Here is a 26363-nt window from a genome sequence, read left to right as displayed (position 1 = left end):
GAGCGTATTTTGAGCACACGGCCGCGGGGAGTGCCGTGGCGACAGGGCAGGCTCCCGTCCGCTCCTGGGCACGACAGCGGGAACGCCCGCCCCGCTCAGCGCGAGACGACGTACAGCAGGACCAGTGCGCAGGGCACCAGCAGCACGAGGCAGCCCCAGATCTTCGCCGTCTGCCCGTCCCGCGCCTTCTGCTCCTCGGTGCGGGGCATCTCGCCGGAGGGGTATCCGGCCGCACGTGCCTCGTCACGGGTGCGTCGGCGCAGGGAGATCATCCGGTAGATCGCCACCGCGAGGATGCCGATGGTGGCGACGCCGAAGGCGAGCAGGATGAGGGTGTCGATGGCGAATCCTCCGAGAATGAACGGGACGGGCGAGGACTGGTGTGGACAGCGTCTCACGGCAGCCCGGCGCAGCCTGGACGGTTCCTATACTGGGATCAGCGTCGTGCGCGGGCCGAGCAGTCCCTTCCGGTCCTGGTCAGAGCCCCGCCCACGGCATCGCATGGAGGAGGAAACGCGCAGGTGAATGCACCGAGCAGACCGTTCGACATCGAGGCGATCCGGGCTGACTTCCCGATCCTGGGTCGCATGCTGGATCCGGAGACCCCGATGATCTACCTCGACGGCGGTGCCACCTCGCAGCGCCCCCGTCAGGTCATCGATGCCGAGGTCGCCTATCTGACCCACGACAACGCCGCCGTCAAACGCGGAGCGCACCGGATGGCGTCGGCGGCGACAGATGCCTACGAGGACTCACGAGAGACCGTCGCGCGCTTCCTCGGTGCCCCTTCGCCCGATGAGGTCGTCTTCACGAAGAACGCCACGGAGGCGCTGAACCTCGTCGCGTACTCCCTGGGCAACGGTGACGCCTCGACCCCGGCGCATCTGCGGGTGCGCGAGGGCGACGAGATCCTGGTGACCGAGATGGAGCACCACGCCAACCTGGTGCCGTGGCAGGAGCTCGCCCGGCGCACCGGGGCGACGCTGCGCTGGATCCCGATGGCCGATGACTTCACCCTGGATCTGACGGACCTGGAGTCGCTGCTCACCGAACGGACCCGGGTGGTGGCTTTCGCCCACCAGTCCAACGTGCTCGGCACCGTCAACCCGGTCGCGCGGCTGGTCGAGGCTGCTCGGGCCGTCGGCGCGCTCACCGTGCTCGATGCCGCGCAGTCCGCGCCGCACATGCCGTTCGACGTCGCCGAGCTCGGCGTCGACTTCGTGGCGCTGTCCGGGCACAAGATGCTCGGACCCACCGGCATCGGGGTGCTGTGGGGCCGCTACGAGCATCTTGCGGCCATGCCGCCCTTCCTCACCGGCGGCTCGATGATCGAGATCGTCCATCTCGACCATTCGACGTACGCCGAGCCGCCCGCCCGCTTCGAGGCCGGCACCCCGCCGATCAGCCAGGCCGTGGGCCTGGCGGCGGCCTGCGACTATCTCTCCGCCCTCGGCATGGGTGTCATCGCCGAGCATGAGCAGGCGCTGACCGACCGTGCGCTGCGCGGCCTGGCAGGCATCGACGGCGTGCGCATCATCGGCCCGGCGGCCGGGCCGGACCGCGCGGGCGCGGTGTCCTTCGATCTCGCCGGCCGGCATCCGCACGACGTCGGCCAGGTGCTCGACTCCCTCGGCCTCGAGGTACGGGTGGGCCACCACTGCGCGTGGCCGCTGCACCGCCGGTTCGGTCTGCACGGCACCACTCGGGCCAGCTTCTCCGTCCACACCACCGCCGCGGAGGTCGACGCCCTCATCGCGGGCGTCGCGCACACCGCCGACTTCTTCGGAGCGTTCTCATGAGCTCTGCCCTGAACTCCCTCTACACCGAGCTGGTCATCGAGCACGACAAGCGTCCCCTGCATGCGGGGCTGCGCGAACCGTTCCAGGCGGAGGTCCACCACGTGAACCCCACCTGCGGCGACGAGATCACGCTGCGCCTGCAGCTTTCCGGCCACGGCCACGGCCACGGCCAGGAGCAGCGCATCGAGGACGTCTCCTACGAGGCGATCGGCTGCGCCATGAGCCGCGCCGCCGCGTCGATCATGGCGGACCTCCTCATCGGGCAGACCGTCGATCAGGTGGAGCCCGTGCGTGAGCACTTCGAGGCGGCCATGGGATCCCGCGGCCGGATCGAGGGCGACGAGGCCCTGATCGGTGACGGCGTGGCCCTGCTGGGCGCGGCGAAGTTCCCTGCCCGGGTCAAGTGCGTCCTCATGCCGTGGAAGGCGTATCAGGCGGCGCTCGTCGAGATCCGGACTCTGGAGTCGTGATGCCCGAGCAGTCTGCGACCGTCGGCTCCGTCACCGGGATCCTGGAGGACGCGTTCCCGCTCGCCTGGGCGGAGGACTGGGACCGCGTGGGCCTGGTGCTCGGGCGGCGCACCGCCGAGGTCACCCGGGTGCTGCTGGCCGTCGATCCCACGGTCGCCGTGGCCCGGGAGGCGGTCGACCTCGGAGCGCAGCTGCTGATCACCCACCATCCGCTGCTGCTGCGGGGCGCGAGCTTCCTGCCGGCGGATCAGGGCAAGGGCGCAGTGGTCACCGATCTGCTGCGAGCCGGCACCGCTCTGTGGTGCGGGCACACCAACGTGGACCGGTCCACCCGCGGCACCGTCGGGGCCTGGATTTGCGCCCTCGACCTCCGCGATGCGCGCCCGCTGGCACCGGGCCGTGAGGCCGACGACGGCGCCCACGGCTCGGCACTGTTCGGTCTCGGTGCGGTCGGTGCTCTCCCGGCCCCGACGACCGTCGCAGCCCTGACCTCCGCGGTCGCCGACATCGTCCCGGCCACCGCGCGCGGCATCGTGCACACCGGGGATCCCGAGCGCGAGGTCCGCACGGTGGCCGTGTGCCCCGGCGCCGGAGACTCCTTCCTGGAGGCTGCCGTCGCCGCCGAGGTCGATGCGTACATCACCTCGGATCTGCGGCATCATCCCGCGCTCGAGCATCTGGAGACCGCCGCGGATCACCTCGCCGTGCCCGCACTCGTCGACGTCCCCCATGCGGCGAGCGAGGCCCTCTGGCTGCCTCTCGCGCAGGAGCTGCTCGCGGAGACCGCCCCGGAGCTGGAGGTGCTGATCAGCGAGCAGACCACGGATCCGTGGGGCGGCCGCGCCGGCTGAGGACACCCATCCCGCCGAACTCAGCCCACCCGGTCCACGACGACCAGCCGGTCGCCGTCGAGCTCGACCTGCAGCGCAGCGCCGAACGCGGCACGGACCACGTCGACGACCTCGTCGGCCGTCGTCGGAGTGTGCTCGGCCTGCACGAGCGCGCGGGTGACGAGCCCGCGGTACCGCTTCGCATCGTGGGAGATCACCTTCCGCACTCCTCCGCGCTCCTGCACGGGGGAGACCTCCAGCACTCGGACGCCGTCCGCACTGCGCATGGTCATCATCGAGCGGTAGGAGCCGGATCGGCTGTCGATGACCAGCGGGGAGCCGCTCGCGGCGAGCTCGGTGCGCAGGCGTGCGGCCACCGGCTTCAAGCGGGACGTCCACCAGGAACCAGCCCGGCCCAGGCGCGACACCGTCGAGGCTGCCGAGAGCCGGTAGGCCGGGATCCGGTCGGTCGCCGCGTCCACGAGCCCGAACAGCGCGCTCTGCACGAGGATCCGTCGGTCGTCGCCGAGGACGAGGGCGGGGTCCAGCTGGTCGTAGAGGACCCCGGAGTACACGGTCAGCGGCGCATCCGTCGGCTCCTCCTCGAGCTGCGCCATCCGCTCCACGAGCTCGGGGGAGGAGGCCGGGACGCCGAGCTTGTCCGCTCCGCCACGGGCCGCGGCGGTGCGCACAGCGGCGCGCAGCATCATGCGGCGGGAGTCGGTGAGCTCCGGCATCCCGAACGCGTCGAGATCGAGCGGCGCGGCCTCCGCGTGCACCGGGCGGGTCTTGGTCTCCGAAGGGGGAAGCAGGATCAGCACTCCACCATTCTCGGTCGCGGCCACCCGATCCGGGTTCCCGGACCCGCGAGACCTTCCGCACGTCAGGGCGTGGGGAGCGCTGATCGTGATGGCGGCCGACGGCACGGATCGGCGTAGACTCCGGGGCGGACCAGTCGGCCGGGCAGTCGCGTCCTCGGGGCTCACGCCTCGGGGCCGAGGAAAGTCCGGGCTCCATCCGGCACGGTGGTGGGTAACGCCCACCCGGAGTGATCCGCGGGACAGTGCCACAGAGAGCAGACCGCCGCCAGCGCCCCTCGGGACGCCGGCGGTAAGGGTGAAAGGGTGGTGTAAGAGACCACCGCGGCCTCGGTGACGAGGTCGGCATGGTAAACCCCACCGGGAGCAAGGTCAGACAGGGAATGTTCGAGGGCGCCGGCCCGAGTTCCCGGGTAGACCGCTGGAGGTCGTCGGCAACGGCGATGCGAGATGGATGGCTGCCGATAACAGAACCCGGCTTACAGGCCGGCTGGTCCGCCCCACGTCCTGACCCGGGCCGCGCATCCGTGCGCGTCCCGGGTCAGCGGGGACTCCTCGCGGCGAGGACCTCCTTCGACGAGCTACTTCGACGAGCTCTTCGTGTCCTTCTCGGACTACTTGTGCTTCTTGGGCTTCTTGTCCTCGGTGCCCTCTTCGCCCTTCTCCAGCGCCTTCTGCTCCTTGCGGGCCAGCACTGCGGCACCGATGATCCCGGCCTCGTTGCGCAGCTTCGCCGGGACGATCTCGGCCTTCAGATCCAGCAGCGGCAGGAACTTCTCGTGCTTCTTCGAGATGCCGCCGCCCACGATGATCTTCGTCGGCGAGAACAGGAACTCGATGTGGGAGAAGTACTCCTGCAGGCGCCCGCCCCAGGTCTCCCAGTCCAGGTCCTCCTTCTCGCGGATGGAGCTGGCCATGTACTTCTCGGCGTCGTCGTCGTGCAGCAGCACGTGCCCGAGCTCGGTGTTGGGGACCAGCTTCCCGTCCACGAACATCGCACTGCCCACTCCGGTGCCCAGGGTGATCACCAGGACGACCCCGGAGGATCGACGACCCGCCCCGAACTCCATCTCGGCGATGCCCGCGGCATCGGCGTCGTTGACCACGAAGACGTCGTGACCGGTGCGTTCGGTGAGCAGCGCATCGACGTCGGTCCCGATCCAGGCGTCGTCGACGTTCGCCGCCGTGAGCGCGACGCCGTTCTGGATGACGGCGGGGAAGGTGACGCCCACCGGCATGCCGTCGGCGATGTCGTAGGAGCTGATGAGCTCGGCGACCGTATCGGCGACCGCATCGGGTGTCGAGGGCTGCGGGGTCGTCAGACGGATCCTGTCCGCCACCAGATCGCCCTTCTTGAGATCGACGGGCGCGCCCTTGATCCCGCTCCCGCCGATGTCGATCCCGAACGCTGTGCGGTGCTTCGCCTTGGCCATCGCCACTCCTGATCGCGGTGAACCGGGCGGAGGGACCGCCCGGCGGGGCCCCGTCGTCGGGGCCCCTACGGTGCGTTCACGATACCGGGAGCAGGGCGTGATCGGCCCCCGGGTCCGGGAACCGGGCGGCGGGCCGTCGAGCGGGGGCGTCAGACGACGGTGAGGAGCTCGGGGCCCTCCGCGGTGATGAGCATCGTGTGCTCGAACTGGGCGGTGAAGGAGCGGTCCTTCGTGACCACGGTCCAGCCGTCGTCCCACTGCTCCCAGGACTGCGACCCGATCGTCACCATGGGCTCGATCGTGAAGGTCATGCCCTCCTCGATGACGTCGTCGAACAGGGGGGCCGAGTCGTAGTGGGGGATGACGAGTCCGTTGTGGAAGCCCTCGGCGACGCCGTGCCCGGTGTAGTCCTGCACCGACTCGTAGCCGTGGCGGGCCACGAACTTCTCGATCACGCGACCGATGACGTTGACCTGACGGCCGGGCTTGGCGACCTTCACCCCGCGCATCATCGCCTCGTGGGAGATGTCGATCAGCTGCTGCGCCCGCGGATCGATGTCTCCGACCGCGAAGGTGGCGTTGGTGTCTCCGTGGACGCCGTGGAGGAAGGCGGTGACGTCGACGTTGAGGATGTCCCCGGACTGCATCACCGTGGAGTCCGGGATGCCATGGCAGATCACCTCGTTCAGGCTGGTGCAGCACGACTTCTCGAATCCGAGGTAGCCGAGCGTCGAGGGATAGGCGCCGTTCTCGACCAGCACGTCATGCACCACGGCGTCGATGTGGTCCGTGGTGACGCCGGGCTCGGCGGCCTCACCGGCGGCCTGGAGTGCAAGGGCGGCGATGCGGCTCGCCTCGCGCACCCGCTCGATGATCTCGGGGGTCTGGACGCGGGGCCCGGAGTCGGAGACCGCCTCGTCCTTGCCCACGTACTCGGGGCGCTCGATGCGCGCGGGCACCGTGCGTCGGGGGCCGACGGTGCCGGGCACCAGCTCGTCGCGGCCTTCTGGACGGAACCACACCTGCTCTACAGTCATACCCACCAGTCTCTCATCGACGCGGAAGGAGACCGACGTGACCGACGGCACGGAGTTCTTTTACAACCTCAGCACGGGCAGCGTGGAGGAGGGTCGGCAATCACCGGCGACGGACCTGATGGGCCCGTACGCCTCGCGGGCGGAGGCTCAGCAGGCGCTGAAGACCGCTGCGGCCCGCAACGAGAAGTGGGAGCAGGACAACGATGCCTGGGAGGGCACCGACGAGGCGTAGTGCCTGGCGGGCATCGCCTCGCGGAACGTCCCGGGCAGGGCACCGCCCCGGTGACCACGAGCAGGTTCTCGCGGTCACCGGGGCGGTGTCATGCGGCGGGCGGAGCGCGGTGCTGATCAGTCGAAGGAGTGCTCGGGTCCGGGATAGGAGCGCTCGGCGACCTCGACCCGGTACTGCTCGGCGGCGTGGGTGAGGTCACGGCGCAGATCCGCGAACGCCTTGACGAACTTCCCGTGGAAACCGGACAGGCCCGCCATGTCCTGCCACACCAGCACCTGGCCGTCGCAGGACGGCCCTGCCCCGATCCCGATCGTCGGGACCGTCACCACCTCGGTGATGCGTGCGGCGACCTGTGCAGGGACGAGCTCGAGCACGATCGCGGAGGCGCCGGCCTCCTGGATCGCCAGGGCATCCTCGGCCAGCTGATCGGCTCCGGCGGCATCCCGGCCCTGGACCCGGTGCCCGGAGAGCGCATTGACCGACTGCGGGGTGAACCCGAGGTGGCCCATCACCGGGATCCCGGCCTCGACGAGCGCGCGGATCTGCGGCACGATCGCGCGCCCGCCCTCGAGCTTGACCATCTCCGCACCGGCGCGGATCAGCTCGACGCCATGGCGCACGGCGTCGGCCGGGCCGGTCTCGTAGGTGCCGAAGGCCAGATCCGCCACAATCAGCGGGCGGTGGACGCTACGGGCCACGGCACCGGTGAAGGTGAGCATGTCCTGATGGGTGGTCGCGGTGGTCGAGGAATGGCCGAGCACCGTGGTGCCCACGGAGTCACCGATCAGCAGCACGTCGATCCCGGCCGCCTCGAAGGCCTGCGCCGAGTACTGGTCGTAGGCCGTCAGCATCGAGAAGGGACGCCCGCGGTCCTTGGCGTCGTGCAGATGACGGATACGGACCTTGGCCGGGCCGACGGGGCCGGTGCCGGAGGGGGTGCTCACGATGTGCTCCTGGACGGGTGGCTGAGTGATGCGGACATCCTGCGGTCCTCGCGGGGACGGGTCGTCCGTGGCGGACCAGCGGGTGCGGCGCACGCTCAGCCTATCGGTGATGGGGAGTTCTCCCCCTGGCAGTCCGATAGTCGTTCATGCCAGAGTTGCCTCCAGTCGGTATCGGTGCCGGCGCCGAGATGGAGGATATGGAAATGACGTCGATCATGCGCAAGTCACTGCGGGGTGCGGCAACGGGTCTGGGAGCTCTCGCCATCGTCGCGGGCGCTTCGGGCTGCGGAAGCCTTCTCGGGGGAGGCGACGAGGGCGAGCAGAAGCCCGCGGACGAGAAGGAACAGCCCGCCGAGGATGACGGCGCCGCTGAGGACGACGGCGCGGCAGAGGACGACGGCGCGGCTGAGGATGACGGCGCTGCCGAGGACGACGGCGCTTCGGACGCGGGTGGGGATGACGCCGCGGCGGCCGGCGGCGACACCGCGGCCTCGGACGGGGGCGGGGACGTCGCCGCCTCGCTGAGCGACGAGGACCTGACGGCCGCGAGCGAGACGTTCGTCGTATTCCTGCAGACCCTCGATGACGACACCGCCGCCGCCTGCGAGATGATCTACGACCCCTCGACGAAGGGCGCACCCAGCGAGGAGTTCCTGACCGGTTGTGCACCGGGCCTGGAGGCCGGGTTCGAGCAGCAGGGGCTCGAGCTCCAGCCGGGCATGTTCGACGCGATCGATGCCTCCATGATCGAGCTGGCGGACAACGGCGACGGCACCGCAGCCGTCTCCATGGCCGGCCAGGAGATGGGCATGAACGTGATCAAGGCCGACGACGGCGAGTTCTACATCCAGGCTCCTATGTGATCGTCAGCCGCAGCGGTCGTCCTCGGACGACCACATCGCGCCCCGACATCCGCTGTGGATGTCGGGGCGTCGTGCTGTCGTCGGGCGGCGCATCCTGGGGCAGACTGAGCGCATGGAACATCTCCACGACGACGTCATCCGAACGGTCTCCGATCGCGACGTGCGGTTCATCCGCCTGTGGTTCTGCGATATCGCGGGGACGCTGAAGTCCATCGCGATCTCCCCGTCGGACCTCGAAGCGGCGTTCACCGAGGGCATCGGGATCGACGGCTCCACGATCGAGGGCCTCACCCGCAGCTACGAGTCGGACATGATCCTGCGCCCGGACCCCGGCACCTTCGAGCTGCTGTCGTGGCGCGGCGAGACCAACGCGACCGGCAGGATGATGTGCGATGTGCTCACCCCGGACGGCGAGCCGGCCGCTTCGGACCCCCGCCGCGTGCTGCGCGAGGCGCTCTCCCGCGCCGAGGAGAAGGGCCTGGAGTTCTACGCCCATCCCGAGATCGAGTTCTACCTCTTCGAGCAGCCGTACCGGCAGGGCGAGAGGCTGCGCCCGATCGACAGCGCGGGATACTTCGACCACGTGCACCGCGGGCAGGGGCAGGACTTCCGTCGGACCGCGATCCAGCACCTGGAGGCGATGAACATCCAGGTCGAGTTCTCACACCACGAGAACGGTCCCGGCCAGAACGAGATCGACCTGCGCTACGCCGATGCGCTCACCACGGCGGACAACATCGTCACCCTCCGCACGGTCGTCAAGGAGGTCGCCCTGTCGATGGGACAGGTCGCGACCTTCATGCCCAAGCCGATGATCGACCAGCCCGGCTCGGGCATGCACACCCACCTGTCGATGTTCCAGGGCGGCAAGAACGCCTTCCACGAGCCGGGCGCCGAGTACGGCCTCTCCCGCATCGGCCGGCAGTTCATCGCCGGGCTGCTGCGCCATGCTCCCGAGTACAGCGCGGTCACCAACCAGTGGGTGAACTCCTACAAGCGGCTGTGGGGCGCGCAGGAGGCCCCGAGCTACATCTGCTGGGGCCACAACAACCGCTCCGCGCTGGTTCGGGTGCCGTTCCACAAGCCCACCAAGGGGACCAGCTCCCGCGTCGAGTTCCGGGGGCTGGACTCGTCCGCCAACCCCTATCTCGCCTTCGCCGCCCTGCTGGCCGCCGGGATGGCGGGCATCGAGGGGGAGTACGAGCTGCCCGAGGGCGCCGAGGATGCGGTCTGGGACCTCTCCGAGCGGGAGCGCCGTGCCATGGGCATCGAACCGCTGCCCACCGACCTGTTCCGCGCGCTGGAGAACTTCGAGAGCTCGGAGCTGATGGCGGCGACTCTCGGCGAGCAGGTCTTCGAGTTCTTCCTGCGCGATAAGAAGCAGGAATGGGATCGCTACCGCGAACAGGTGACCGATCACGAGCTGGCCTCGACCTTCAGCCGGGTCTGAGACCCCGGGAGCTCCTGCCTGCACCTGCCCGCACCTGACCTCGAGGGAGCGCATATGACGATCGAACCACCCACGACGACCGGCGCCCTCGCTCGGCTGGGATTCAGCAGCACCGACCGTGTCCACCGTTTCCTCGCCGAGCCCGTGCTCGCCGCACTGGGCTCCCGTGGGCCCGCCCGCCTCGGGGCGACGGCCGACGGCGACGATGCCGTGCTCGGCCTGCTGCGCCTGGCGGAATCCGCCCACGAGAGCGGGCAGTCGGCGCTGATGGACGACTTCCTCGCCTCCGTCGGCACGCCCGGCAGCCATGGGGAACGGCTGATCCGTCTGCTGGGCACTTCGGTCGCGCTCGGTGACTTCCTCGCACGCCATCCCGAGCGGCTCGAGTCGCTGCGGGAGGGCGATGATCAGCTGACGCTGCCGGCGGCGAGGGTCCGCGAGATGCTGCTGGCGGCCGTCGACGCCGATCCGTCGGCCGAACTCCCGGTGGCGGGGGCGGGCGCGCGGGAGATGCGCGATGCGCTGCGCATCGCGTACCACGAGCGCCTGGTGCAGATCGCCGCCGCGGATGTCATGGCCCCCTCGCCGACGGCGCTGCAGCCCCAGGTCTCCGCGGCGATCAGCGATCTCGCCGACGCCGCCCTGGACGCGGCCGCGGCGATCGCCCGGGCGGCGGTCGACGGGCACGAGAAGGTGCGCTGGGCCGTGATGGCGATGGGCAAGACGGGCGCCCGCGAGCTCAACTTCATCTCCGATGTCGACGTCATGCACGTGGTCGCCCCGGCCCAGGACGTGGCCCCGGGGGAGCCGGCGGACGAGGAGGAGCTCGTCGTCATCGGATCAGCCCTGGCCCGCGAGCTGGCGCGGGCCTGCTCGGATCGCACCTCCGAGGGGTCCCTGTGGCAGGTCGACGCGAACCTGCGCCCGGAGGGCAAGGACGGCCCGCTGGTGCGCACCATCGATTCCTACGCGCACTACTACGAGCAGTGGGCGAAGTCCTGGGAGTTCCAGGCCCTGCTCAAGGCCCGCGCCGCCGCAGGTGACGCGGAGCTCGGCGCCCGTTTCGAGGAGCTCGTCGAGCCCTGGATCTGGCAGGCCTCCACCCGTGACAGCTTCGTCGAGGACACCCGTGCCATGCGTCGCCGCGTCGTCGCGCACATCCCGCGCGGTGAGGTGGACCGCAACATCAAGCTCGGCCCCGGCGGGCTGCGCGACGTCGAGTTCACCGTGCAGCTGCTGCAGATGGTCCATGGCCGCACCGACGACCGGCTCCAGAGCCGATCCACCCTCGAGGCCCTCGCGCGGCTCGGGGAGGGCGGGTACATCTCCCGCGGCCACGTGGTGGAGATGGACGACGCCTATCGCTTCCTGCGCTGCGTGGAGCATCGCCTGCAGCTGCATCGCCTGCGTCGCACCCAGGTGCTGCCCACCTCCGGGGCGGACCTGCGCCGCCTCGCCCGCACCATGGGACTGAGCCGGGACGAGTTCGACAGGCAGTACAGCCGCACCCGGCGCCGCGTGAGGCAGCTGCACGAGGAGATCTTCTACCGGCCGCTGCTGGTGACCTCCTCCCAGCTCAGCGACGGACAGATCGCGCTGACGCCGGAGTCGGCGAAGGCTCGTCTCGCCGCGATCGGCTATCGCGACGGCGCCCGCGCCCTCAGCCATATCTCCGCGCTGACCGGGGGCATCTCCCGGCGCGCGAAGATCCAGCGCCAGCTCCTGCCGGCCATGCTCGAATGGTTCGCCGACGGGATCGACCCCGACATGGGCCTGCTCGCCTTCCGTCGCATCTCCGACGAGATCGGCTCGGAGCACTGGTATCTGGGCCTGCTGAGGGACTCCGGGCTCGCCGCCAAACGGCTCACCCGGGTGCTCTCCGCCAGCCGCTTCGTCGGCGAGCAGCTCGAGAAGATCCCCGGTGCCGTGCGCTGGCTGGCCCGCGACGAGCACCTCAGGCCGCTGCCCCGCGACGTGCTGGGGCGTGAGTTCCTCGCCGTCATCTCGCGCGTGGACTCCGTCGAGGTGGCCCAGGACGTGCTGCGTCGCACCCGGCGCCGTGAACTGCTGCGCATCGCCCTGGCGCATCTGACCGGGGTGGCGACCCCGCGCGAGGTCGCCCGGGCGCTCACCGATCTCGCCGAGGCTGTGCTCGAGGCGGGGCTGCTCGTGGCCTTCCACGTCGTCGCCCTGGAGCGGGAGGTGGTCGACGAGGACACGGAGACCCTGGACGAGGTGGACGTGGTCGACGTCGGCACCGCGAAGCGGCTGCGTGAGCGGCGTTCCGATCCGGCGCGCGCGCTCGGTGTGGAGATGGCGATCCTCGCGATGGGCAGCTTCGGGGCCCGGGAGATGGGTTACTCCTCCGATGCGGACGTCCAGTTCCTGGCGCTCGACCGCGGGGCCGGTGGGGCGACGGGGGAGATCGCGATCGCCGTCGCCACCCAGACCCAGCGGATCCTCAATGCCCCGGCCGCCGGCGCGGACATGAAGGTCAGCGCCGATCTGCGCCCCGAGGGCAAGATGGGCCCGCTGGCCCGCAGCATCGAGGCGTGGACGACCTACTACCGACGGGACGCCCAGACCTGGGAGAAGCAGGCCCTGCTGCGCGCCCGTCCGGTGGTGGCCTCCGAGGCGGTCGCCGCCGGGCTGCGGGAGGAGATGGATCGGCACCGCTACCCGTCGGGCGGCCTGGACGCGAGCGCGCGGCGCGAGATCACCCGGATGAAGGCTCGCGTGGAATCGGAGCGGCTGCCCCGCAACGCCGAGCCGTCCCGGCACGTGAAGCTGGGCCGCGGAGGGATGACCGACGTCGAGTGGAGCGCGCAGATCCTGGCCCTGGACCACGGGCACGAGATCGAGGGCCTGCGCACCACGTCGACGATGGATCAGCTCGAGGCCGCCGCCGAGGCGGAGCTCATCACCGGACGCGAGGCGCGGGAGCTCACGAAGGCCTGGGACCTGGCCTGGCAGGTGCGTCGCTGCCTGTTCCTGTGGAAGGGCCGGGAGGGGGACGTGCTCCCGTCGGACCGCAACGAGCTGCGCGCCCTGGCCTGGCTGATCGACGGCGACGACTGCACCGCGTCGGACCTTGAGGAGCGGTACCTGCGCCGCACGAGGCGGGCCCGGATCATCGCCGAGCGCCTCATCTTCGGCACCGAGGAGTGAGGTCGACGAGACCGAACATCTTCTGGCGAGGTGACGTGGGCGCGGTGCGCGGCGCGTCCGTCCCCAGCGCCCCCGCCGCGACTCCGGCACGTCGTACCGTGGTCGCTGTCCCTGCACCCTGTGCGGCCTCCGCACGCCATCGCACTCCGTCGCACCCTCCTGAGGAGCTATGACCACCCCGAAGCTCAGCGCCGACACTCCGCGCGGCCGCATGTACCGACTCGAGCCCGACGGGCCGCTGCTGTACCCCTCGATCACGAATGTCGCGGGGATGCGGGCGAAGGACTTCCTGCAGGGCTGGTACGCCACCATGGCCTCGAAGCGCGCGCTGGAGATGTACTCCTGGCTGGACCGGAACCCCGATCGTGCCGCCGCCGAGATCTCCCGGGTCTCGCGGGACACCTGGGGCACCCAGAAGCGCATCGCCGCGGCCGCCCCGGAGTACACCCGCACCACCGCCGATTTCGGTACGCTCGTCCACGCCGCCTGCGAGCTGTGGGGCACCAGCGGCTCCCGGCCGTCCGACGCCGAGATCGGTGAGCTCGCCGACTCCATGCGCACGACGCAAGGGGCGTTCGTGACGGAGAAGGATCCGCAGGCGCTCATCGCACGGGCCGGCATCCGCCTGGACGGCTACGGTCGGTTCCTGGAGGACTACCAGCCCGAGTTCGTCGAGATCGAGCAGACGGTCGTGAACCACACCGTGGGCTACGCCGGCACCACCGATGCGATCGTGCGGATCGGCAACACGCTGCTCAGCGCCGATATCAAGACCTCCAAGAAGGTGCGCGGCGACTACGCGCTGCAGGGCGTGGCCGTGTGCCGCGCCGAGGAGCTCCTGGACGACGACGGCACGCTGCGCGAGATGCCGGAGCTCACGGGCGCGTTCATCATCCACCTGCCGGAGGCCGGCGGATACCGGGCCGTCCCCCTGCGCACCGGGGACGCCGAGTTCGAGGTGTTCCGCTCCCTGCGCAGCGCCTGGTCGTTCGAACCCGACGAGTGCGCGCTCGAGCCGAGCTCGGGGCCCAAGGATCTGCTGCTGTCGCTGCTGCGGGCCAAGGGTGGGATGGACGGGCTGGGCTGACCTGCCGGGCTGGCTGACCCGCCAGGCCGGTTGCCCCGCCGGCTCAGGCGGGTTCACGCACGTTCAGGACGTCGTCGTCACTCTGGCCGCAGCATGCCGGTGGCCCGGGCACGGGCGACCGCCTCGGTGCGCCGGGTGACGCCCAGCTTGTCGAAGACATGCACCAGGTGCGTCTTGACGGTGGCCTGGGAGAGGAACAGGTCGCTCGCGATCTGGGCGTTGGTGCGGCCGGCTGCGACCAAGGTGAGCACCTCGAGCTCCCGGGCGCTGAGCGAGGTGTCCAGGTGCCGCTCCCGCAGCCGCTGCGAGATCCGTGGATCGACCGTCCCTGCCCCGTCGGCCGCGCGGCGCACGGCGGCGACCAGCTCCTCGGCGGGGGAGTCCTTGAGCAGGTAGCCGCCGGCTCCGGCATCCATCGCGGCGGTGACGTCCTGGTCGTTGTCGTAGGTGGTCAGCACCAGCACGGTTGGCGGGGAGGCTGCCTGGCGCAGGGCCGGGATGACGTCCGTGCCGCGCTCCTGGCCGACCCCGAACTGGAGGTCCAGCAGCACCACGTCCGGGGCCGTGGAGCGTGCCAGCAGCACGGCTTCCTGCGGCGTCGCGGCCTCGCCGACCACGTCGAGGCCGTCCTCCGCGCTGAGCACGGCGATCAGTCCGCGACGGACGATCGCATGGTCATCGGCCAGGAGAACTCTGATCATGCGGACTCCTCAGGAGCAGGGATGGTCGGGCGGTCGAGGTCGACGGAGTCGTCGGGCGCGGGGTGGTCGGGCACGGAGTCATCGGGTGCGGCCGCAGGGTGGGGGAGCGGCATGACCACCTGCACGGCGGTGCCGCTGCCCGGAGCGGATTCGATGAGCAGGGTGCCTCCGGCAGAGGCGGCGCGGGCACGGGCGGAGCGGAGCCCGAAGCCCGCCACCTGTTCGGGGATGAAGCCTCGGCCGTCGTCGACCACGTCCAGCATCACCTCATCGCCGTGGACCTCGAGGGTCACCATGGTGCGCGAGGCCTCGGCGTGCTGGACCGTGTTGGCCAGCAAGGACTCGACCAGGCGCAGCACGGCACGGGCGGTGCTGCGGGGCAGGGCCTCGAGCTCGCCGTCCGTGATCTCGTCCCGCAGCGTGATCTGCGTGCGGCCCACCCGCCCGGCATCGGCCACGAGGCGCTGCAGCTCGTCGCGCAGGGCGGCGCCCGAGGGGACCTCAGGATCGGCGGCATCGACGAAGCGGCGGGTCTGCATGCCGGTGCGGGCCGCGGCGGCCCGGGCCTCCTGCACGAGCCCGCGGGCCTCCTGCGTGTCCTGGCGGTCCAGGGCGACATCGGCGGCGTCCAGCAGCAGATGGATCGAGAGGTTCGACTGCGCGACCGTGTCATGCAGCTCGCGGGCGATCCGGTCCCGTTCCGCGGCCGTGGTCGCCGCGCGGGTCTGCTCGGCGATGGTGTCCCGGGCGGTGGCGAGCTGGCGGGCCAGGCGGGTGCGCCGGTCGACCTCCCGCTGGAGGGCACGGACCGTGACCACCACGGCGAGGGCGACCAGCGCCCCGATCACGGGGCCGGCCACCTCGCCCGGCATCGGATCGGAGGACCACGCGGTGTACCCGAGCACGCCCACGGCCGTGACGAGCACGAGGACGATCAGACCGCCGACGAACGGCAGGGCGTAGAGCACGGCGAAGTCCAGGCCGAAGGCCACCCACACCGTCTCCGGGCCTAGGGCGAAGGTGCAGGCCCAGACGGCGATGCTCGGCGCGAGATATGCCAGAGCGCTCCAGGACCCGTCGGGGCCGGCCCGATGGCGCAGGGTGCGCCGGGCGCCGATGGAGTAGACGGCGGTGAACACGACGAGCAGGGCGACCATGAGCCAGCTGCGGGCGGTGGTTGGCGGGGCCAGGGCGAGGCCCGTGACCAGCATGACCAGGAGGTAGACGAGGGCATGGACGGCCCAGCGCAGGGAGGCGGCGAAGGGCGTCGGGGCGAGATCGGCGTGCGACACCTCAGGAGTCTGGTCGATCGCCTCGTGCTCGGTCATACCGCGACCCTATCCGGGGCAGGGCCAGGATTCCTCTTGCCAGGTGTTGAACACACGTATAGCGTGTTGAACAGTCGTTCAGCGGTCGGCAGTCCGGGCTCCGTCACGCACAGCTCCCGTCTCGCCTCTCGTACCGCGTCCCCTCACCCGTCCTCCGCCGGCACACCCTGAGGAGCACCATGGATCATCCACCTCCCTCCGACGAGAGGATCCTGAGCGCGGCGCTGCGACGCTTCGCGGTCGACGGGCTGTCCGCCTCGCTGCGACGCGTCGCCGAGGACGCCGAGGTCAGTGCAGGCCTGATCATCCACCATTACGGCTCCCGTGGCGCCCTGCTCGAGGCCTGCGACCGGCGTGCCCTCGAGGTCACCCGTCGGGAGAAGTCGAGCCTCTTCGCCGGAGGATCCGCGGAGCTGTTCGCCCAGCTCGCGCAGACCACGCGGTACGCCCCCGTCGTCGGATACGTGCTGCGGCGTCTTCAGGCCGGCGGGCCCCTCGCCGTGGAGCTGGTCGGCGACTTCGCCGCCGACGCCGTCGAGTACTTCGCCGACGGGGAGCGGGCGGGGACGATCACCCCCAGTCGCGATCCACAGGCGCGAGCGCAGGTGCTCACCGAGATGGCCCTGGGTGCCCTGCTCCTCCAGCTCCCCGCCCAGCGCGACCAGCTCGACCTCGAGGAGCTGCCCGCCTGGTTCGAGCAGTACTCCGCTCGGATCATCGGCCCGATCCTCGAGCTCTACAGCATCCCGTTGCTGGCCGATCGATCGATGCTCGACGCCTACCTGGCCGCTACGCAGGGCGACGACCCAGCACCGCAGACCATCCGACCACCAGCAGGAGAGACCTCATGAGCGCCGGACGCCGCCCGACAGCCAGGACAGCCACGACGGCCACGACCGCCGGCGCGTCGGGCGCGATCGACGCGGCGGTCGAGATCCGCGACCTCGGCAAGACCTTCGGGGCGACCCACGCCCTGGAGGGGCTCTCGCTCACCGTCCCCACCGGGCAGGTCACCGGATTCCTCGGACCCAACGGGGCGGGCAAGTCGACCACGATCCGTGTCCTGCTGGGCCTGCTCCGGGCGAGCTCCGGATCCGTCCGGGTGCTGGGCATGGACCCGTGGTCCCATGCTGTGCAGATCCATCGGCGGCTCGCCTATGTTCCCGGGGACACCAGTCTCTGGCCGAACCTCACCGGGGGAGAGGCGATCGACGTGCTCACCTCCTCCGAACGGTCGACGACGCATCGTCGACGCCGCCAGGAGCTCATCGAACGCTTCGAGCTGGATCCCACGAAACGCTGCCGCACCTATTCCAAGGGAAACCGCCAGAAGATCTCCCTCATCGCGGCGCTCTCGCGGGATGTGGACCTCTACGTCATGGACGAGCCCACGTCCGGGCTCGACCCCCTGATGGAAGCGATCTTCACCGATGAGGTCGACCGCCTGCGGAGCGAGGGTCGCACGGTGCTCCTGTCCAGCCACATCCTCGCCGAGGTGGAGAAGCTCTGTGACACGGTCACCATCATCCGCGCCGGTCGCGACGTGGAGAGCGGGACGCTGGCCCAGCTGCGCCATCTGACCCGCTCCACGGTCGCTGCGACCACGCATGCCGATCCCGGGGCGCTCTCGCGAACGCCCGGCGTGCACGACCTCGTCGCCGACGGCGGGCGGATCCGGTGCGACGTCGACGAGTCGGCGGTCCACGAGGTGCTGCCGATCCTGACCGCGATGGATGCACGGGGCCTCACCATCACCCCGCCGTCCCTCGAGGACCTCTTCCTGCGCCACTACGGCGACGACCTCGGTGCGGGCGCGGCTGGACCAGCAGGCAGCGCGGAGACCACCTCCGGGGAGGCGAGGACATGAGGACTGCTGCGGACCGTGCGACCAGCATGCGCCACAGCCACCTGCTCGAGGTCGGACCCGCCACTGCGCTGACCGGTCTGGGGACCCTCGTGCGCCTGTTCTGGCGCCTGTCCAGGCGCCAGATCATCCTCTGGGGGCTGGTCATGCTGGCCACCGTCCCTGCCTCGGTCGTGGCCCTCAAGGAGGCGTACCCCGACCAGCAGGCGCTCGATGCCCGGGCCGCCCTGCTCGGGAATCCGTCGGCCGTGCTGATGACCGGACCGGCGTTCGCCCGGGACCACTACACGCTGTGGGCGGCGGTCGCCAACGAGCTCTTCCTCTACATCCTCCTCGCCGGAGCGATCATGAGCATCCTGATGACGATGCGGCACACCCGCCTGGAGGAGGAGTCGGGGCGGTTGGAGCTGCTGCGGTCGCTGCCGATGGGTCGCCTCGCCCCCGCGGCGGCAGCCCTGGCGATCGTGGTGATCGCGAACCTCGCCCTCGGGGCCGGCGTGAGCATCGGTGTGCTGATCACCGGGGCGCCTGCCGTCGACGCCCTCGCACTCGGCCTCGCCACCGTGCTGACCGGGCTGGTGTTCGCCGGGCTGGCAGGGGTCGCCGCGCAGCTCACCGAGCACGCCGGGACCGCCTCCGGGCTCTCCCTCGGCGCCCTCGCCGTCGCCTTCCTACTGCGCGGGGTCGGGGACGTGCTCGACGCGGAGGGGTCGTGGCTGTCATGGCTCTCCCCGCTGGCCTGGGCCCAGCAGACCCGGGTCCTCGTGGACCTGCGGTGGTGGCCGCTCGCCGTCTCCGGAGCCGCGCTGATCGTGCTCCTCGTGCTCGCCGCCGCGCTCTCCCGGCGTCGTGACGTCGGTGCGGGGCTGCGCGCGGCCGCAGCCGGACCGAGCGGTGCCTCCCGCGCGCTGCGAGCCCCGGGAGGACTCGCACGGCGCCTGGTGACTCCGACGATGCTCACCTGGGCGATCGGGCTGTTCCTTTTCGCGATCGCCTTCGGGTCCCTGGCGGCCTCCCTCGAGGACATGGTCGACCAGCTCCCGACGATCGGGGAGTTCGCCCCGATCGATGTCGACGACCTCACCAGCTCTTTCACGGCCTACATCCTGCTGATGCTCGCTCTGGGGCCCGTGGGCCTGATCGTCGCCGGCGTGCTCCGGCTGCGCGCCGAGGAGCAGGAGGGGAGGCTGGCCGGGTTGCTGGTGGCCGGGACCTCGCGAGTCGACGTCGTCTCGCGATGGGTGCTGGTCGTGGCGCTCGAGGTCGTCGCCCTGCAGGTCCTGCTCGGTCTCGGCACGGGCATCGGGGTCTGGCTGGCCACCGGCGACCTCGCGTGGATCGGGGAGTGCCTGCTCGCCGCCCTCGTCTATCTGCCCGCCGAGGCACTCGTCGGAGCCATCACCCTGGCCCTGTACGGACTGCGGGCGCGATGGGCGGGCCTCGCCTGGCTCGTCGTCGTCTGGGCCGCGCTGGACACCTTCCTCGGCGATCTGCTGCAGCTGCCGGAGTGGTCGCGCGACCTGTCGGTGCTCCATCACGTGCCGTTCGTGCCCCACGACGACCTCGACGTGGTCCCGCTGGTGGTGATGGCCGTCCTCGCGCTCGCGCTCGCAGCGGTGGGCCTGATCGCCCTGCGCCGACGCGACCTCGTGGCGGGCTGAGCCCGGGCCGACAGGACGGGCCCCGGATCCGCCGCACGGCAGATCAGGGGCCCGTCCTCGTCAGAGCTGGACCTCAGCGGTCTCAGATCTGCCGTATCGGCCAGGGGACTCGAGGGAGCCCGGTGGCTCAGATGTCGTAGTAGAGCTCGAACTCGTGCGGGTGCGGGCGGTAGCGGAACGGATCGATCTCCGTGGTGCGCTTGAGCTCGATCCACGTCGAGATGAGGTCCTCGGGGAACACATCGCCCTCGGTGAGGAAGTCGTGATCGCGCTCGAGGGCATCGAGCGCGGCGCCGAGAGACTCGGGCAGCTGCTTGATCTGCTTGTGCTCCTCGGGGGGCAGCTCGTACAGATCCTTGTCGATCGGCTCGGGCGGCTCGATGCGGTTGCGGATGCCGTCGATGCCGGCCATCAGCTGCGCGGCGAACGCCAGGTACGGGTTGGCCGACGGGTCCGGCGCACGGAACTCCACCCGCTTGGCCTTGGCGGATGCACCGGTGACCGGGATGCGGATCGCTGCCGAGCGGTTGCGGGCCGAGTAGACCATGTTCACCGGAGCCTCGTAGCCGGGCACCAGGCGCTTGAAGGAGTTCACTGTGGGGTTGGTGAACGCCGTCAGCGAGGGGGAGTGCTCGATGATGCCGCCGATGTACCAGCGGGCGATGTCGGAGAGACCGCCGTAGCCGCGCTCGTCGAAGAACAGCGGCTCGCCGTCCTTCCACAGCGACTGGTGGGTGTGCATCCCCGAGCCGTTGTCACCGAACAGGGGCTTGGGCATGAAGGTCGCCGTCTTGCCGGCGTCCCACACGCAGTTCTTCACCACGTACTTGAACTTCATGACGTCGTCCGCGGCCTGGAGCAGCGTGTTGAAGCGGTAGTTGATCTCCTGCTGGCCCGCGGTGCCGACCTCGTGGTGGGCACGCTCGACCTGCAGGCCGGTCTCCTCCAGCACGGCGCAGATCTCATCGCGCAGATCCGCCATCTGGTCGTTCGGCGGAACGGGGAAGTAGCCGCCCTTCAGTCGGGTCTTGTAGCCCTGGTTGCCGCCGTACTCGGACTCGTCACGGTCCGTGTTCCACACGGCCTCGTCGGAGTCGATGCTGTAGAAGCCGGAGTTCACGGTGGTCTTGAAGCGCACGTCATCGAAGATGTAGAACTCGGCCTCGGCCGCGAACAGCGCGGTATCCGCGATGCCCGTCGACTTCAGGTACTCCTCGGCCTTCGACGCCACGGTGCGCGGATCGCGGGAGTACGGTTCGTCCGTGAAGGGATCCACGATCGAGAAGTTGACGATGAGCGTCTTGCGCTCACGGAACGGATCCAGGTAGGCGGTCTCCAGGTCCGGCACGAGCTTCATGTCGGACTCGTGGATCGCCTGGAACCCACGGATCGACGAACCGTCGAACAGCTGGCCGGTTGCGATGGCCTCCTCGTCGAACGTGCTCGCGGGGATGTTGAAGTGCTGCATGATGCCGGGCAGATCGCAGAAGCGGATGTCGATGAACTCGACACCCTCCTCTTCGATGTACTTGACGACCTCGCTGGGATTGTTGAACACATTTCCTCCATCCGCACCGTGGGGGCGCGTGTTGTGCTGACTGTCCCCGTGGGGTGATCACCGGGCCGAGCTCCGCAGAGCCCGGGAAGTCCGGGCAGTCCGGGCAGTCCGGGCCGGGGGCTCGGTGCATCCAGCTTATGCCGTGCGGCACCCGGCTCCGGGGGAAACCTGGATCTCCCAGCCGCGCGCACTAGGGTCGACCCGTGATCGATCGCAAGGACCTCGGCTCCTGGATGGAGGGTGCCCCGAGCACCCCGGACTACGTCAAGGGCTCCTCCCTCGGACTGCCCGCCGACGGGCCGGGATCCGTCGCCCCCTTCTGGCGCCGCCCGCTCTCGCTGCTGATCGACTGGGGCCTGTCCATGGCGATCTCCGCCGTGGTGTTCGACGCCGACGCCCTGGCCAACCTCCTTCTCTTCGTGAGTGTGAACGTGCTGTTCCTGAGCCTTTTCGGGGGCACCCCGGGCCAGTTCGTCATGCGGATCCGGGTGCACCCGGTGCGGGGCCGCACCCCGATGGTGCTGCGCGCCCTGACCCGCACCGGCGCGATGCTCCTGCTGCTGCCGGCCTGCGTGTGGACCCGTGACGCCCAGCCCCTGCACGACCTGGCCGCCGGCACCGCCGTGGTCCGGATCTGACTCCACCAGTCGTCCGCCCAGGCCTCGTCGCCGAGGGGACCCGGACGCTCGGTGCGCCCCAGGCACGCCGAGCAGGGACGGGCACGTTCCCTGTCAGATAGCTTTCTGACCTGCGGCGACACCAAATGTCACGATAAGGTTACGAAGGTAACGGAAAGATAACGGCCGCTCGATCCCGCTGCCGCGCAGCGGTCGCCGTCGAGCCCGCGCACGAGGAAGCCCCCCGCCGGCCGTGGGGCCGATCGGGGGGCTTCGTGCAGCAGCGTCCGTGCAGCGGCGCGAGGGCTCAGCGGCCGCGCATCGCCTTGCGATTGGGGCGGGCACGTGAGGGGTCCACGCCCTTGGGGACGGACTGGCGGATCGAGCGGTGCAGCGCCGCCAGGCGCTTGCTGACCTGAGCCGACTCGTCCTTCGTGAGGGTCTTCTTCATGCGGGTCATGTAGCTGGGCAGCTTGTGCAGCGCCACCTCGCCCTCCCCGTCGCCGACCACGATCTGATGGACCGGGACGTTGTCGTGCTGGAGCACGCGCCGGATGTTGCGACGCTCCTTCTCGAGCAGCTTCATCGAGAGCGACGAGGAGTCCTCGGCGACGATGGCGATGCCGGCACGCCCGGAGGCGCGGAACAGCATCTTCTGACTGCGGGGATCGACCTGCACGGGCTCTTCGGCCACGTCCCAGCCACGGCGGATCGACTGCATCGCCGCGAGCGCAGCGCCGGGCTGGCCCTTGATGCGGCTGAACGCGGCACGCTCGGCCTTGCGGGCCAGGATCAGCATGGCCACGAGCAGGCCGACGGCCAGGCCCATGAAGATGCCGTACCAGGGGCTGTTCAGCACGAGCCAGCTCACGAGCACGCCGACGACGACGGCCGCGAGGAGCGCACCGATCATCCACGGCAAGGTGGTGCGGTCCACCTCCTGGGTGTACTTGAACACCTCGATCATCTGCTTGAAGCGACCGGGCTTCTTCGTGCCGTCGGCCTTCTTCTCACCCTTGGCGGGTTTGGTCTCGCTCTTGCGGGCCATCATGTGTGGGGGATCCTCTCGGGGGCGCGCGAGCGTCAGCTCGCGGCGGCCTGGTTGCGGCGTGCGACGACGCTCGCTGCTTCTTGACGGGCGGGCTGGTTCTGGTCCAGGTGGCGCAGGTTCTCGGGGATCTCGCGTCCCAGCTTCTTCATCGACTGCGCCCACAGCTTCCCGGCGCGGTACGAGGAACGGACCATCGGTCCGGCCATGACGGCGAGGAAGCCCATCTCCTCGGCGGCCTCCGAGAGCTCGACGAACTCCTCGGGCTTCACCCAGCGATCGATGGGGTGATGCAGCTTCGACGGGCGCATGTACTGGGTGATGGTGATGATGTCGCAGCCGACGTCATGGAGGCGCTGGAGGGACTCGAGGATCTCCTGCGTGGTCTCGCCCATGCCCAGGATCAGGTTGGACTTGGTGATCATCCCGGCGTCCTTGCCCATCGTGATCACGTCGAGCGAGCGCTCGTAGCGGAACGCGGGGCGGATCTGCTTGAAGATCCGCGGGACGGTCTCGAGGTTGTGAGCGAACACCTCCGGCTGAGCCTCGAAGACCTGCTCGAGCGCCTCGCCGTTGCCCTTGATGTCGTCGATGAGCAGCTCGACGCCGGTCCCGGGATTCATGGTGTGGATCTGGCGGCAGGTCTGTGCGAACAGCCCGGCGGCACCGTCGGGCAGGTCGTCGCGGGCCACGCCTGTGATCGTGGAGTAGCGCAGGCCCATCTCCTTGACGCTCTGGGCGACCTTGAAGGGCTCCATGGGGTCCACGGCCATCGGCTTGCCGGTGGCGATGTTGCAGAAGTCGCAGCGGCGCGTGCAGGTGTCGCCGCCGATGAGGAAGGTGGCCTCGCGGTCCTCCCAGCACTCGAAGATGTTCGGGCACCCTGCTTCCTCGCAGACGGTGTGCAGTCCCTGGCCGTGCACGCGCTTCTTCATCGCGGTGTACTCCGGGCCCATCACGGCGCGCGTCTTGATCCATTCCGGCTTGCGTTCGATGGGAACTTCGGCGTTCCGTGCCTCGACGCGCAGCATGCGCCGGCCTTCGGGAGCAATGGTCACCCTCATGCCTCCTACATTCGACGTTTCGGGAAGTCTATCGAGCGCCTCGGGCCCGGGGCGCCTCATACGGCGTGTGCGGAGGTGCGGTGCGCCACGAGTTCGGTCATCGCCTCCGCCGCGGTGTCGACCACATCGGCGACGGCGATGCGTCGTCCCGCCTCCTGGCTGAGGCTCGTCACCCCGGCATCATCGATGCCGCAGGGGATCACGTTCCGCGCCCAGGAGAGGTCGTTGGCGCAGTTCAGCGCGAAGCCGTGCATCGTGGAGCGTTTGGAGACCCGCATGCCGATGGCGCACACCTTGCGTGCCTCCTCGCCCTCCGGCGCGACCCAGACCCCGCTGCGGCCCTCGACCGGGACGGTTGCGACGCCGTGCCGGGTGCACACCTCGATGAGGGTCCGTTCGAGATCCCGGACGAAGCCGACGACATCGATCGGGATGGGGAGCTTCACGATCGGATAGCCGACGAGCTGCTGAGGGCCGTGCCAGGTGATCTTGCCTCCGCGATCGATGTCCACGACCTCGGCGCCGTCACGCGGCCTCTCGTGCTCCGCGGTGAGCTTGCCGGCGGTGTACACAGGGAGGTGCTCGAGCAGCAGCAGCGTGTCTGGACGTGTCCCCGCCACGACCTCGGCGTGGATGCTCCGCTGCAGCGCCCACGCCGCGCGATAGTCGACCGGGCCCGCGGGCAGGCCGAACTCCTCGTGGCGGTCGCCACCAGGGAGGGATTCGCTGAAACCGAGTCGGATCACATCGAGCACGAGCTCAGGCTACTCCGGCTCCCACCAGTGCGTTGTGGATGACCACGGGGGCGCCCGCGTGCGATGGGGTTCACTGCGACCATGGACGACTTCGACGAAGCCCGGTACGCGCAGGGGCCGTCACCCCTGCCTGGCTCTCCGGTGCGGCCGCGGCACGCGGCGAGGGCGGCCGGCGAGGGAGCGGTGAGCGCATCCTCCTGGCTGCGCGAGGAGGAGGACGTGGTGGAGACGGTCCTTCCTCCGCACGGGGCCGGGGCTCCGGTGAAGGTGCAGGGGCTCACCGCCGGAGGCCGGATCCGGGTGCGGGCGGAGATGCAGCTGCTGGCGGCGCTCGAGGTCGCCGGGGCTCTCGCGGTTCCCGGCATCCTCTCGATCGAGGACGACGGCTATGTCCGGGAGACCGCACCGTCCCTGGATCCGCGGGGCGGGCGCCGTGCGGCGGAGATCGGCACGCCTGCCACGGCGGAGCGCGCAGGGACCCGACGGGCCCGGGATCAGCTCGATGCGCTGGTCGATGCCCTGCACCAGCGGGGATGGGTGCTCGGGGCGGAGGACGGGCAGGGGGTGGGCCTGCGAGAGGACGGCACCGTCGTGGTGCTCGATCTGCGGGGTCTGATGCCCCATGACGATCTCGCGTCCTGCAGGGCGGATCGGCGGTGGGTGGATTCCGTGCTCACCGACTCGGAACGGACGCTCCGGCGACGGATCCAGGAGCCGGGTCCCGCCGGGCTGTACGGGGGACTCGCCCCTGAGGGGGCCGAGCCGGCAGCGGAGCTCGCTGACACTGCTCCGCGCGGCACGCCCGGCGCGATCCCCGCGCCCAGAGACGTGGGGCATTCCGAGCCGGCTGCCGTGAGACCCGTGCTCCGTGCCGGACAGCACCTCGCGCCGCACGCTCAGGGCCCTCCGGACCTCTCGATCCCATCGGGGGACCCATCGATCCCATCCGGTCCATCGAGTCCATCGAGTCCATCGGGTGCATCGGACAGATCGCGGGCGACACGTGGACGTCTCCGCCGGCTCCTGCCTCGGCTGCGGGAGCCGCTGCTCGCCCGGCGGTCGCGCCGCACGGTGCTGACGACTGCAGCCGCGGTGCTGCTCGCGGGGTCGGTGCTCGGGACCGGCACCTGGCTCGTCATGCCGTCCACGGGCCACCAGCCGAGCGATCGGGCCACGGGGGCCGACGGAGCGACTGCTCCCGCTCCGCCGATCGACGATGCCTGGGCGCTGGCCGCAGAGCTCGCCGGGGCCCGCCACGCCTATGTCACGGGGCTGTCCTCGCAGCCCATCGCGACACCGGGGAGCGACGCCTTGACGGCCGACATCGCGGTGCGAGCGGCCTACGAGGGGTACACCGTCGACGGAGGCGGCCCGGTGATCCACGAGGCGGAGGTCCTGGAGGAGCCGACGGCGGAGGGCACGGCATTGCTGCGGGTGCTGACGTCCTCCGAGGAGGCGGAGCTCGTCGCGGCCGACGGGTCCTGGCGCCTGGTCCCGGCCACCGCGCAGGAGAGCATCGAGCTCGAGATCCGTTGGGACGGGACGGGGTGGAGGGTGCAGAGCACGAGGCCGACCCCGGGATGAGCACGCCGATCACCGGACGAGGGCCCGGCACCGTGAACGGTGCCGGGCCCTC

24 protein-coding genes and 1 other RNA gene are annotated in these 26363 nt (G+C 70.4%); 14 read left to right on the top strand and 11 right to left on the bottom strand.

From position 1 onward, the window contains the following. Positions 1-95: 95 nt before the first annotated feature. Entirely contained in the window at positions 96-398 is a 303-nt protein-coding gene (locus tag ABD093_RS05025; protein WP_193117085.1) for a hypothetical protein, read from the bottom strand. A gap of 123 nt (positions 399-521) precedes the next feature. Between ABD093_RS05025 and ABD093_RS05020 the strand changes: the two genes are divergently transcribed. The 3 genes from ABD093_RS05020 to ABD093_RS05010 are packed head-to-tail and all read left to right on the top strand — an operon-like array spanning position 522 to position 3120. Next, the gene (locus ABD093_RS05020) at positions 522-1799 is read left to right on the top strand and encodes an aminotransferase class V-fold PLP-dependent enzyme (protein ID WP_343922847.1); all 1278 of its coding nucleotides are present in this window, start codon (positions 522-524) and stop codon (positions 1797-1799) included. After that, positions 1796-2269, top strand: a complete 474-nt coding sequence (gene sufU, locus ABD093_RS05015; protein WP_343922845.1) for a Fe-S cluster assembly sulfur transfer protein SufU — start codon at positions 1796-1798, stop codon at positions 2267-2269. The genes ABD093_RS05020 and sufU overlap by 4 nt, the downstream gene beginning before the upstream one ends. Next, positions 2269-3120 (top strand): Nif3-like dinuclear metal center hexameric protein, encoded by an 852-nt coding sequence (locus tag ABD093_RS05010; RefSeq protein ID WP_343922843.1) that lies wholly within the window; start codon positions 2269-2271, stop codon positions 3118-3120. The genes sufU and ABD093_RS05010 overlap by 1 nt, the downstream gene beginning before the upstream one ends. Positions 3121-3140: 20 nt before the next feature. On the opposite strand, the gene yaaA is transcribed toward ABD093_RS05010, so the two are convergent. Beyond that, positions 3141-3920, bottom strand: a complete 780-nt coding sequence (yaaA, locus tag ABD093_RS05005) for a peroxide stress protein YaaA (RefSeq protein ID WP_343922841.1) — start codon at positions 3918-3920, stop codon at positions 3141-3143. Positions 3921-4050: 130 nt separating this feature from the next. Here yaaA and rnpB point away from each other — a divergent pair. Then, positions 4051-4415, top strand: an RNA gene (gene rnpB / locus ABD093_RS05000) — RNase P RNA component class A. Between the two features lie 116 nt (positions 4416-4531). On the opposite strand, the gene ppgK is transcribed toward rnpB, so the two are convergent. Both ppgK and map read right to left on the bottom strand, forming a co-directional pair. Beyond that, complete coding sequence (ppgK, locus tag ABD093_RS04995; RefSeq protein WP_343922839.1) at positions 4532-5350, bottom strand: polyphosphate--glucose phosphotransferase; 819 nt, start codon at positions 5348-5350, stop codon at positions 4532-4534. Positions 5351-5499: 149 nt separating this feature from the next. Next, positions 5500-6387 carry a type I methionyl aminopeptidase gene (gene map / locus ABD093_RS04990; protein ID WP_343922837.1) on the bottom strand — a complete coding sequence of 296 codons (888 nt, stop codon included), beginning with the start codon at positions 6385-6387 and terminating at the stop codon, positions 5500-5502. A gap of 37 nt (positions 6388-6424) precedes the next feature. Between map and ABD093_RS04985 the strand changes: the two genes are divergently transcribed. Then, a complete protein-coding gene (locus tag ABD093_RS04985) occupies positions 6425-6619 on the top strand; it encodes an SPOR domain-containing protein (protein WP_343922835.1) in 195 nt (64 codons plus the stop codon). Positions 6620-6735: 116 nt separating this feature from the next. Here ABD093_RS04985 and panB read toward each other — a convergent pair whose 3' ends face one another. Continuing rightward, positions 6736-7563 (bottom strand): 3-methyl-2-oxobutanoate hydroxymethyltransferase, encoded by an 828-nt coding sequence (panB, locus tag ABD093_RS04980; RefSeq protein WP_319021542.1) that lies wholly within the window; start codon positions 7561-7563, stop codon positions 6736-6738. A gap of 203 nt (positions 7564-7766) precedes the next feature. Here panB and ABD093_RS04975 point away from each other — a divergent pair, with 203 nt between their 5' ends. The 4 genes from ABD093_RS04975 to ABD093_RS04960 all read left to right on the top strand — a co-directional run bounded on the left by ABD093_RS04975 (position 7767) and on the right by ABD093_RS04960 (position 14131). Beyond that, the gene (locus tag ABD093_RS04975) at positions 7767-8426 is read left to right on the top strand and encodes a hypothetical protein (RefSeq protein ID WP_343922833.1); all 660 of its coding nucleotides are present in this window, start codon (positions 7767-7769) and stop codon (positions 8424-8426) included. A gap of 112 nt (positions 8427-8538) precedes the next feature. Then, on the top strand, positions 8539-9876 hold the full coding sequence (locus ABD093_RS04970; RefSeq protein ID WP_343922831.1) for a glutamine synthetase family protein: 1338 nt from the start codon (positions 8539-8541) through the stop codon (positions 9874-9876). A gap of 54 nt (positions 9877-9930) precedes the next feature. Continuing rightward, a complete protein-coding gene (locus ABD093_RS04965) occupies positions 9931-13044 on the top strand; it encodes a bifunctional [glutamine synthetase] adenylyltransferase/[glutamine synthetase]-adenylyl-L-tyrosine phosphorylase (RefSeq protein WP_343922829.1) in 3114 nt (1037 codons plus the stop codon). Between the two features lie 169 nt (positions 13045-13213). Beyond that, positions 13214-14131, top strand: coding sequence for a hypothetical protein (locus ABD093_RS04960; RefSeq protein ID WP_343922827.1), 918 nt, complete (start codon positions 13214-13216; stop codon positions 14129-14131). A 77-nt stretch (positions 14132-14208) separates the two neighbouring features. Here the strand turns inward: ABD093_RS04960 and ABD093_RS04955 are convergent, their stop codons facing one another. Both ABD093_RS04955 and ABD093_RS04950 read right to left on the bottom strand, forming a co-directional pair. Continuing rightward, on the bottom strand, positions 14209-14832 hold the full coding sequence (locus ABD093_RS04955; protein WP_343922825.1) for a response regulator: 624 nt from the start codon (positions 14830-14832) through the stop codon (positions 14209-14211). Continuing rightward, positions 14829-16160: a sensor histidine kinase gene (locus ABD093_RS04950; protein ID WP_343922823.1), complete on the bottom strand. Its 1332-nt coding sequence runs from the start codon at positions 16158-16160 to the stop codon at positions 14829-14831. Before ABD093_RS04950 ends, ABD093_RS04955 begins: the two co-directional genes overlap by 4 nt. Before the next feature lie 179 nt (positions 16161-16339). Here ABD093_RS04950 and ABD093_RS04945 point away from each other — a divergent pair, with 179 nt between their 5' ends. Genes ABD093_RS04945 through ABD093_RS04935 form a run of 3 tightly spaced genes read left to right on the top strand, consistent with a single transcriptional unit; the run spans position 16340 to position 19685 of the window. Further along, positions 16340-17011, top strand: coding sequence for a TetR/AcrR family transcriptional regulator (locus ABD093_RS04945; protein WP_193117100.1), 672 nt, complete (start codon positions 16340-16342; stop codon positions 17009-17011). Further along, positions 17008-18027, top strand: a complete 1020-nt coding sequence (locus ABD093_RS04940) for an ABC transporter ATP-binding protein (protein WP_193117101.1) — start codon at positions 17008-17010, stop codon at positions 18025-18027. The genes ABD093_RS04945 and ABD093_RS04940 overlap by 4 nt, the downstream gene beginning before the upstream one ends. Then, entirely contained in the window at positions 18024-19685 is a 1662-nt protein-coding gene (locus tag ABD093_RS04935) for an ABC transporter permease (RefSeq protein ID WP_343922819.1), read from the top strand. Before ABD093_RS04940 ends, ABD093_RS04935 begins: the two co-directional genes overlap by 4 nt. A 127-nt stretch (positions 19686-19812) precedes the next feature. Here the strand turns inward: ABD093_RS04935 and glnA are convergent, their stop codons facing one another. Continuing rightward, entirely contained in the window at positions 19813-21243 is a 1431-nt protein-coding gene (gene glnA / locus ABD093_RS04930; protein WP_193117102.1) for a type I glutamate--ammonia ligase, read from the bottom strand. A gap of 203 nt (positions 21244-21446) precedes the next feature. Between glnA and ABD093_RS04925 the strand changes: the two genes are divergently transcribed. Then, positions 21447-21881 carry an RDD family protein gene (locus ABD093_RS04925; protein ID WP_193117103.1) on the top strand — a complete coding sequence of 145 codons (435 nt, stop codon included), beginning with the start codon at positions 21447-21449 and terminating at the stop codon, positions 21879-21881. Positions 21882-22167: 286 nt separating this feature from the next. On the opposite strand, the gene ABD093_RS04920 is transcribed toward ABD093_RS04925, so the two are convergent. From ABD093_RS04920 to lipB, 3 genes are all read right to left on the bottom strand, one after another. Further along, a complete protein-coding gene (locus ABD093_RS04920; protein ID WP_343922817.1) occupies positions 22168-22911 on the bottom strand; it encodes a DUF4191 domain-containing protein in 744 nt (247 codons plus the stop codon). Between the two features lie 32 nt (positions 22912-22943). After that, the gene (gene lipA / locus ABD093_RS04915) at positions 22944-23966 is read right to left on the bottom strand and encodes a lipoyl synthase (protein WP_343922815.1); all 1023 of its coding nucleotides are present in this window, start codon (positions 23964-23966) and stop codon (positions 22944-22946) included. Between the two features lie 62 nt (positions 23967-24028). After that, the gene (lipB, locus tag ABD093_RS04910; protein WP_343922813.1) at positions 24029-24727 is read right to left on the bottom strand and encodes a lipoyl(octanoyl) transferase LipB; all 699 of its coding nucleotides are present in this window, start codon (positions 24725-24727) and stop codon (positions 24029-24031) included. 183 nt (positions 24728-24910) lie between these two features. Here lipB and ABD093_RS04905 point away from each other — a divergent pair, with 183 nt between their 5' ends. After that, complete coding sequence (locus tag ABD093_RS04905) at positions 24911-26311, top strand: hypothetical protein (RefSeq protein WP_343922811.1); 1401 nt, start codon at positions 24911-24913, stop codon at positions 26309-26311. The last annotated feature ends 52 nt before the right edge of the window (positions 26312-26363 follow it).

Origin of the sequence: Brachybacterium tyrofermentans (assembly GCF_039526165.1) — a bacterium.
GTDB lineage: Bacteria > Actinomycetota > Actinomycetes > Actinomycetales > Dermabacteraceae > Brachybacterium > Brachybacterium tyrofermentans.
Note: the sequence above shows the minus strand (reverse complement) of the source record. Positions and strands in the feature narration are given on the sequence as shown.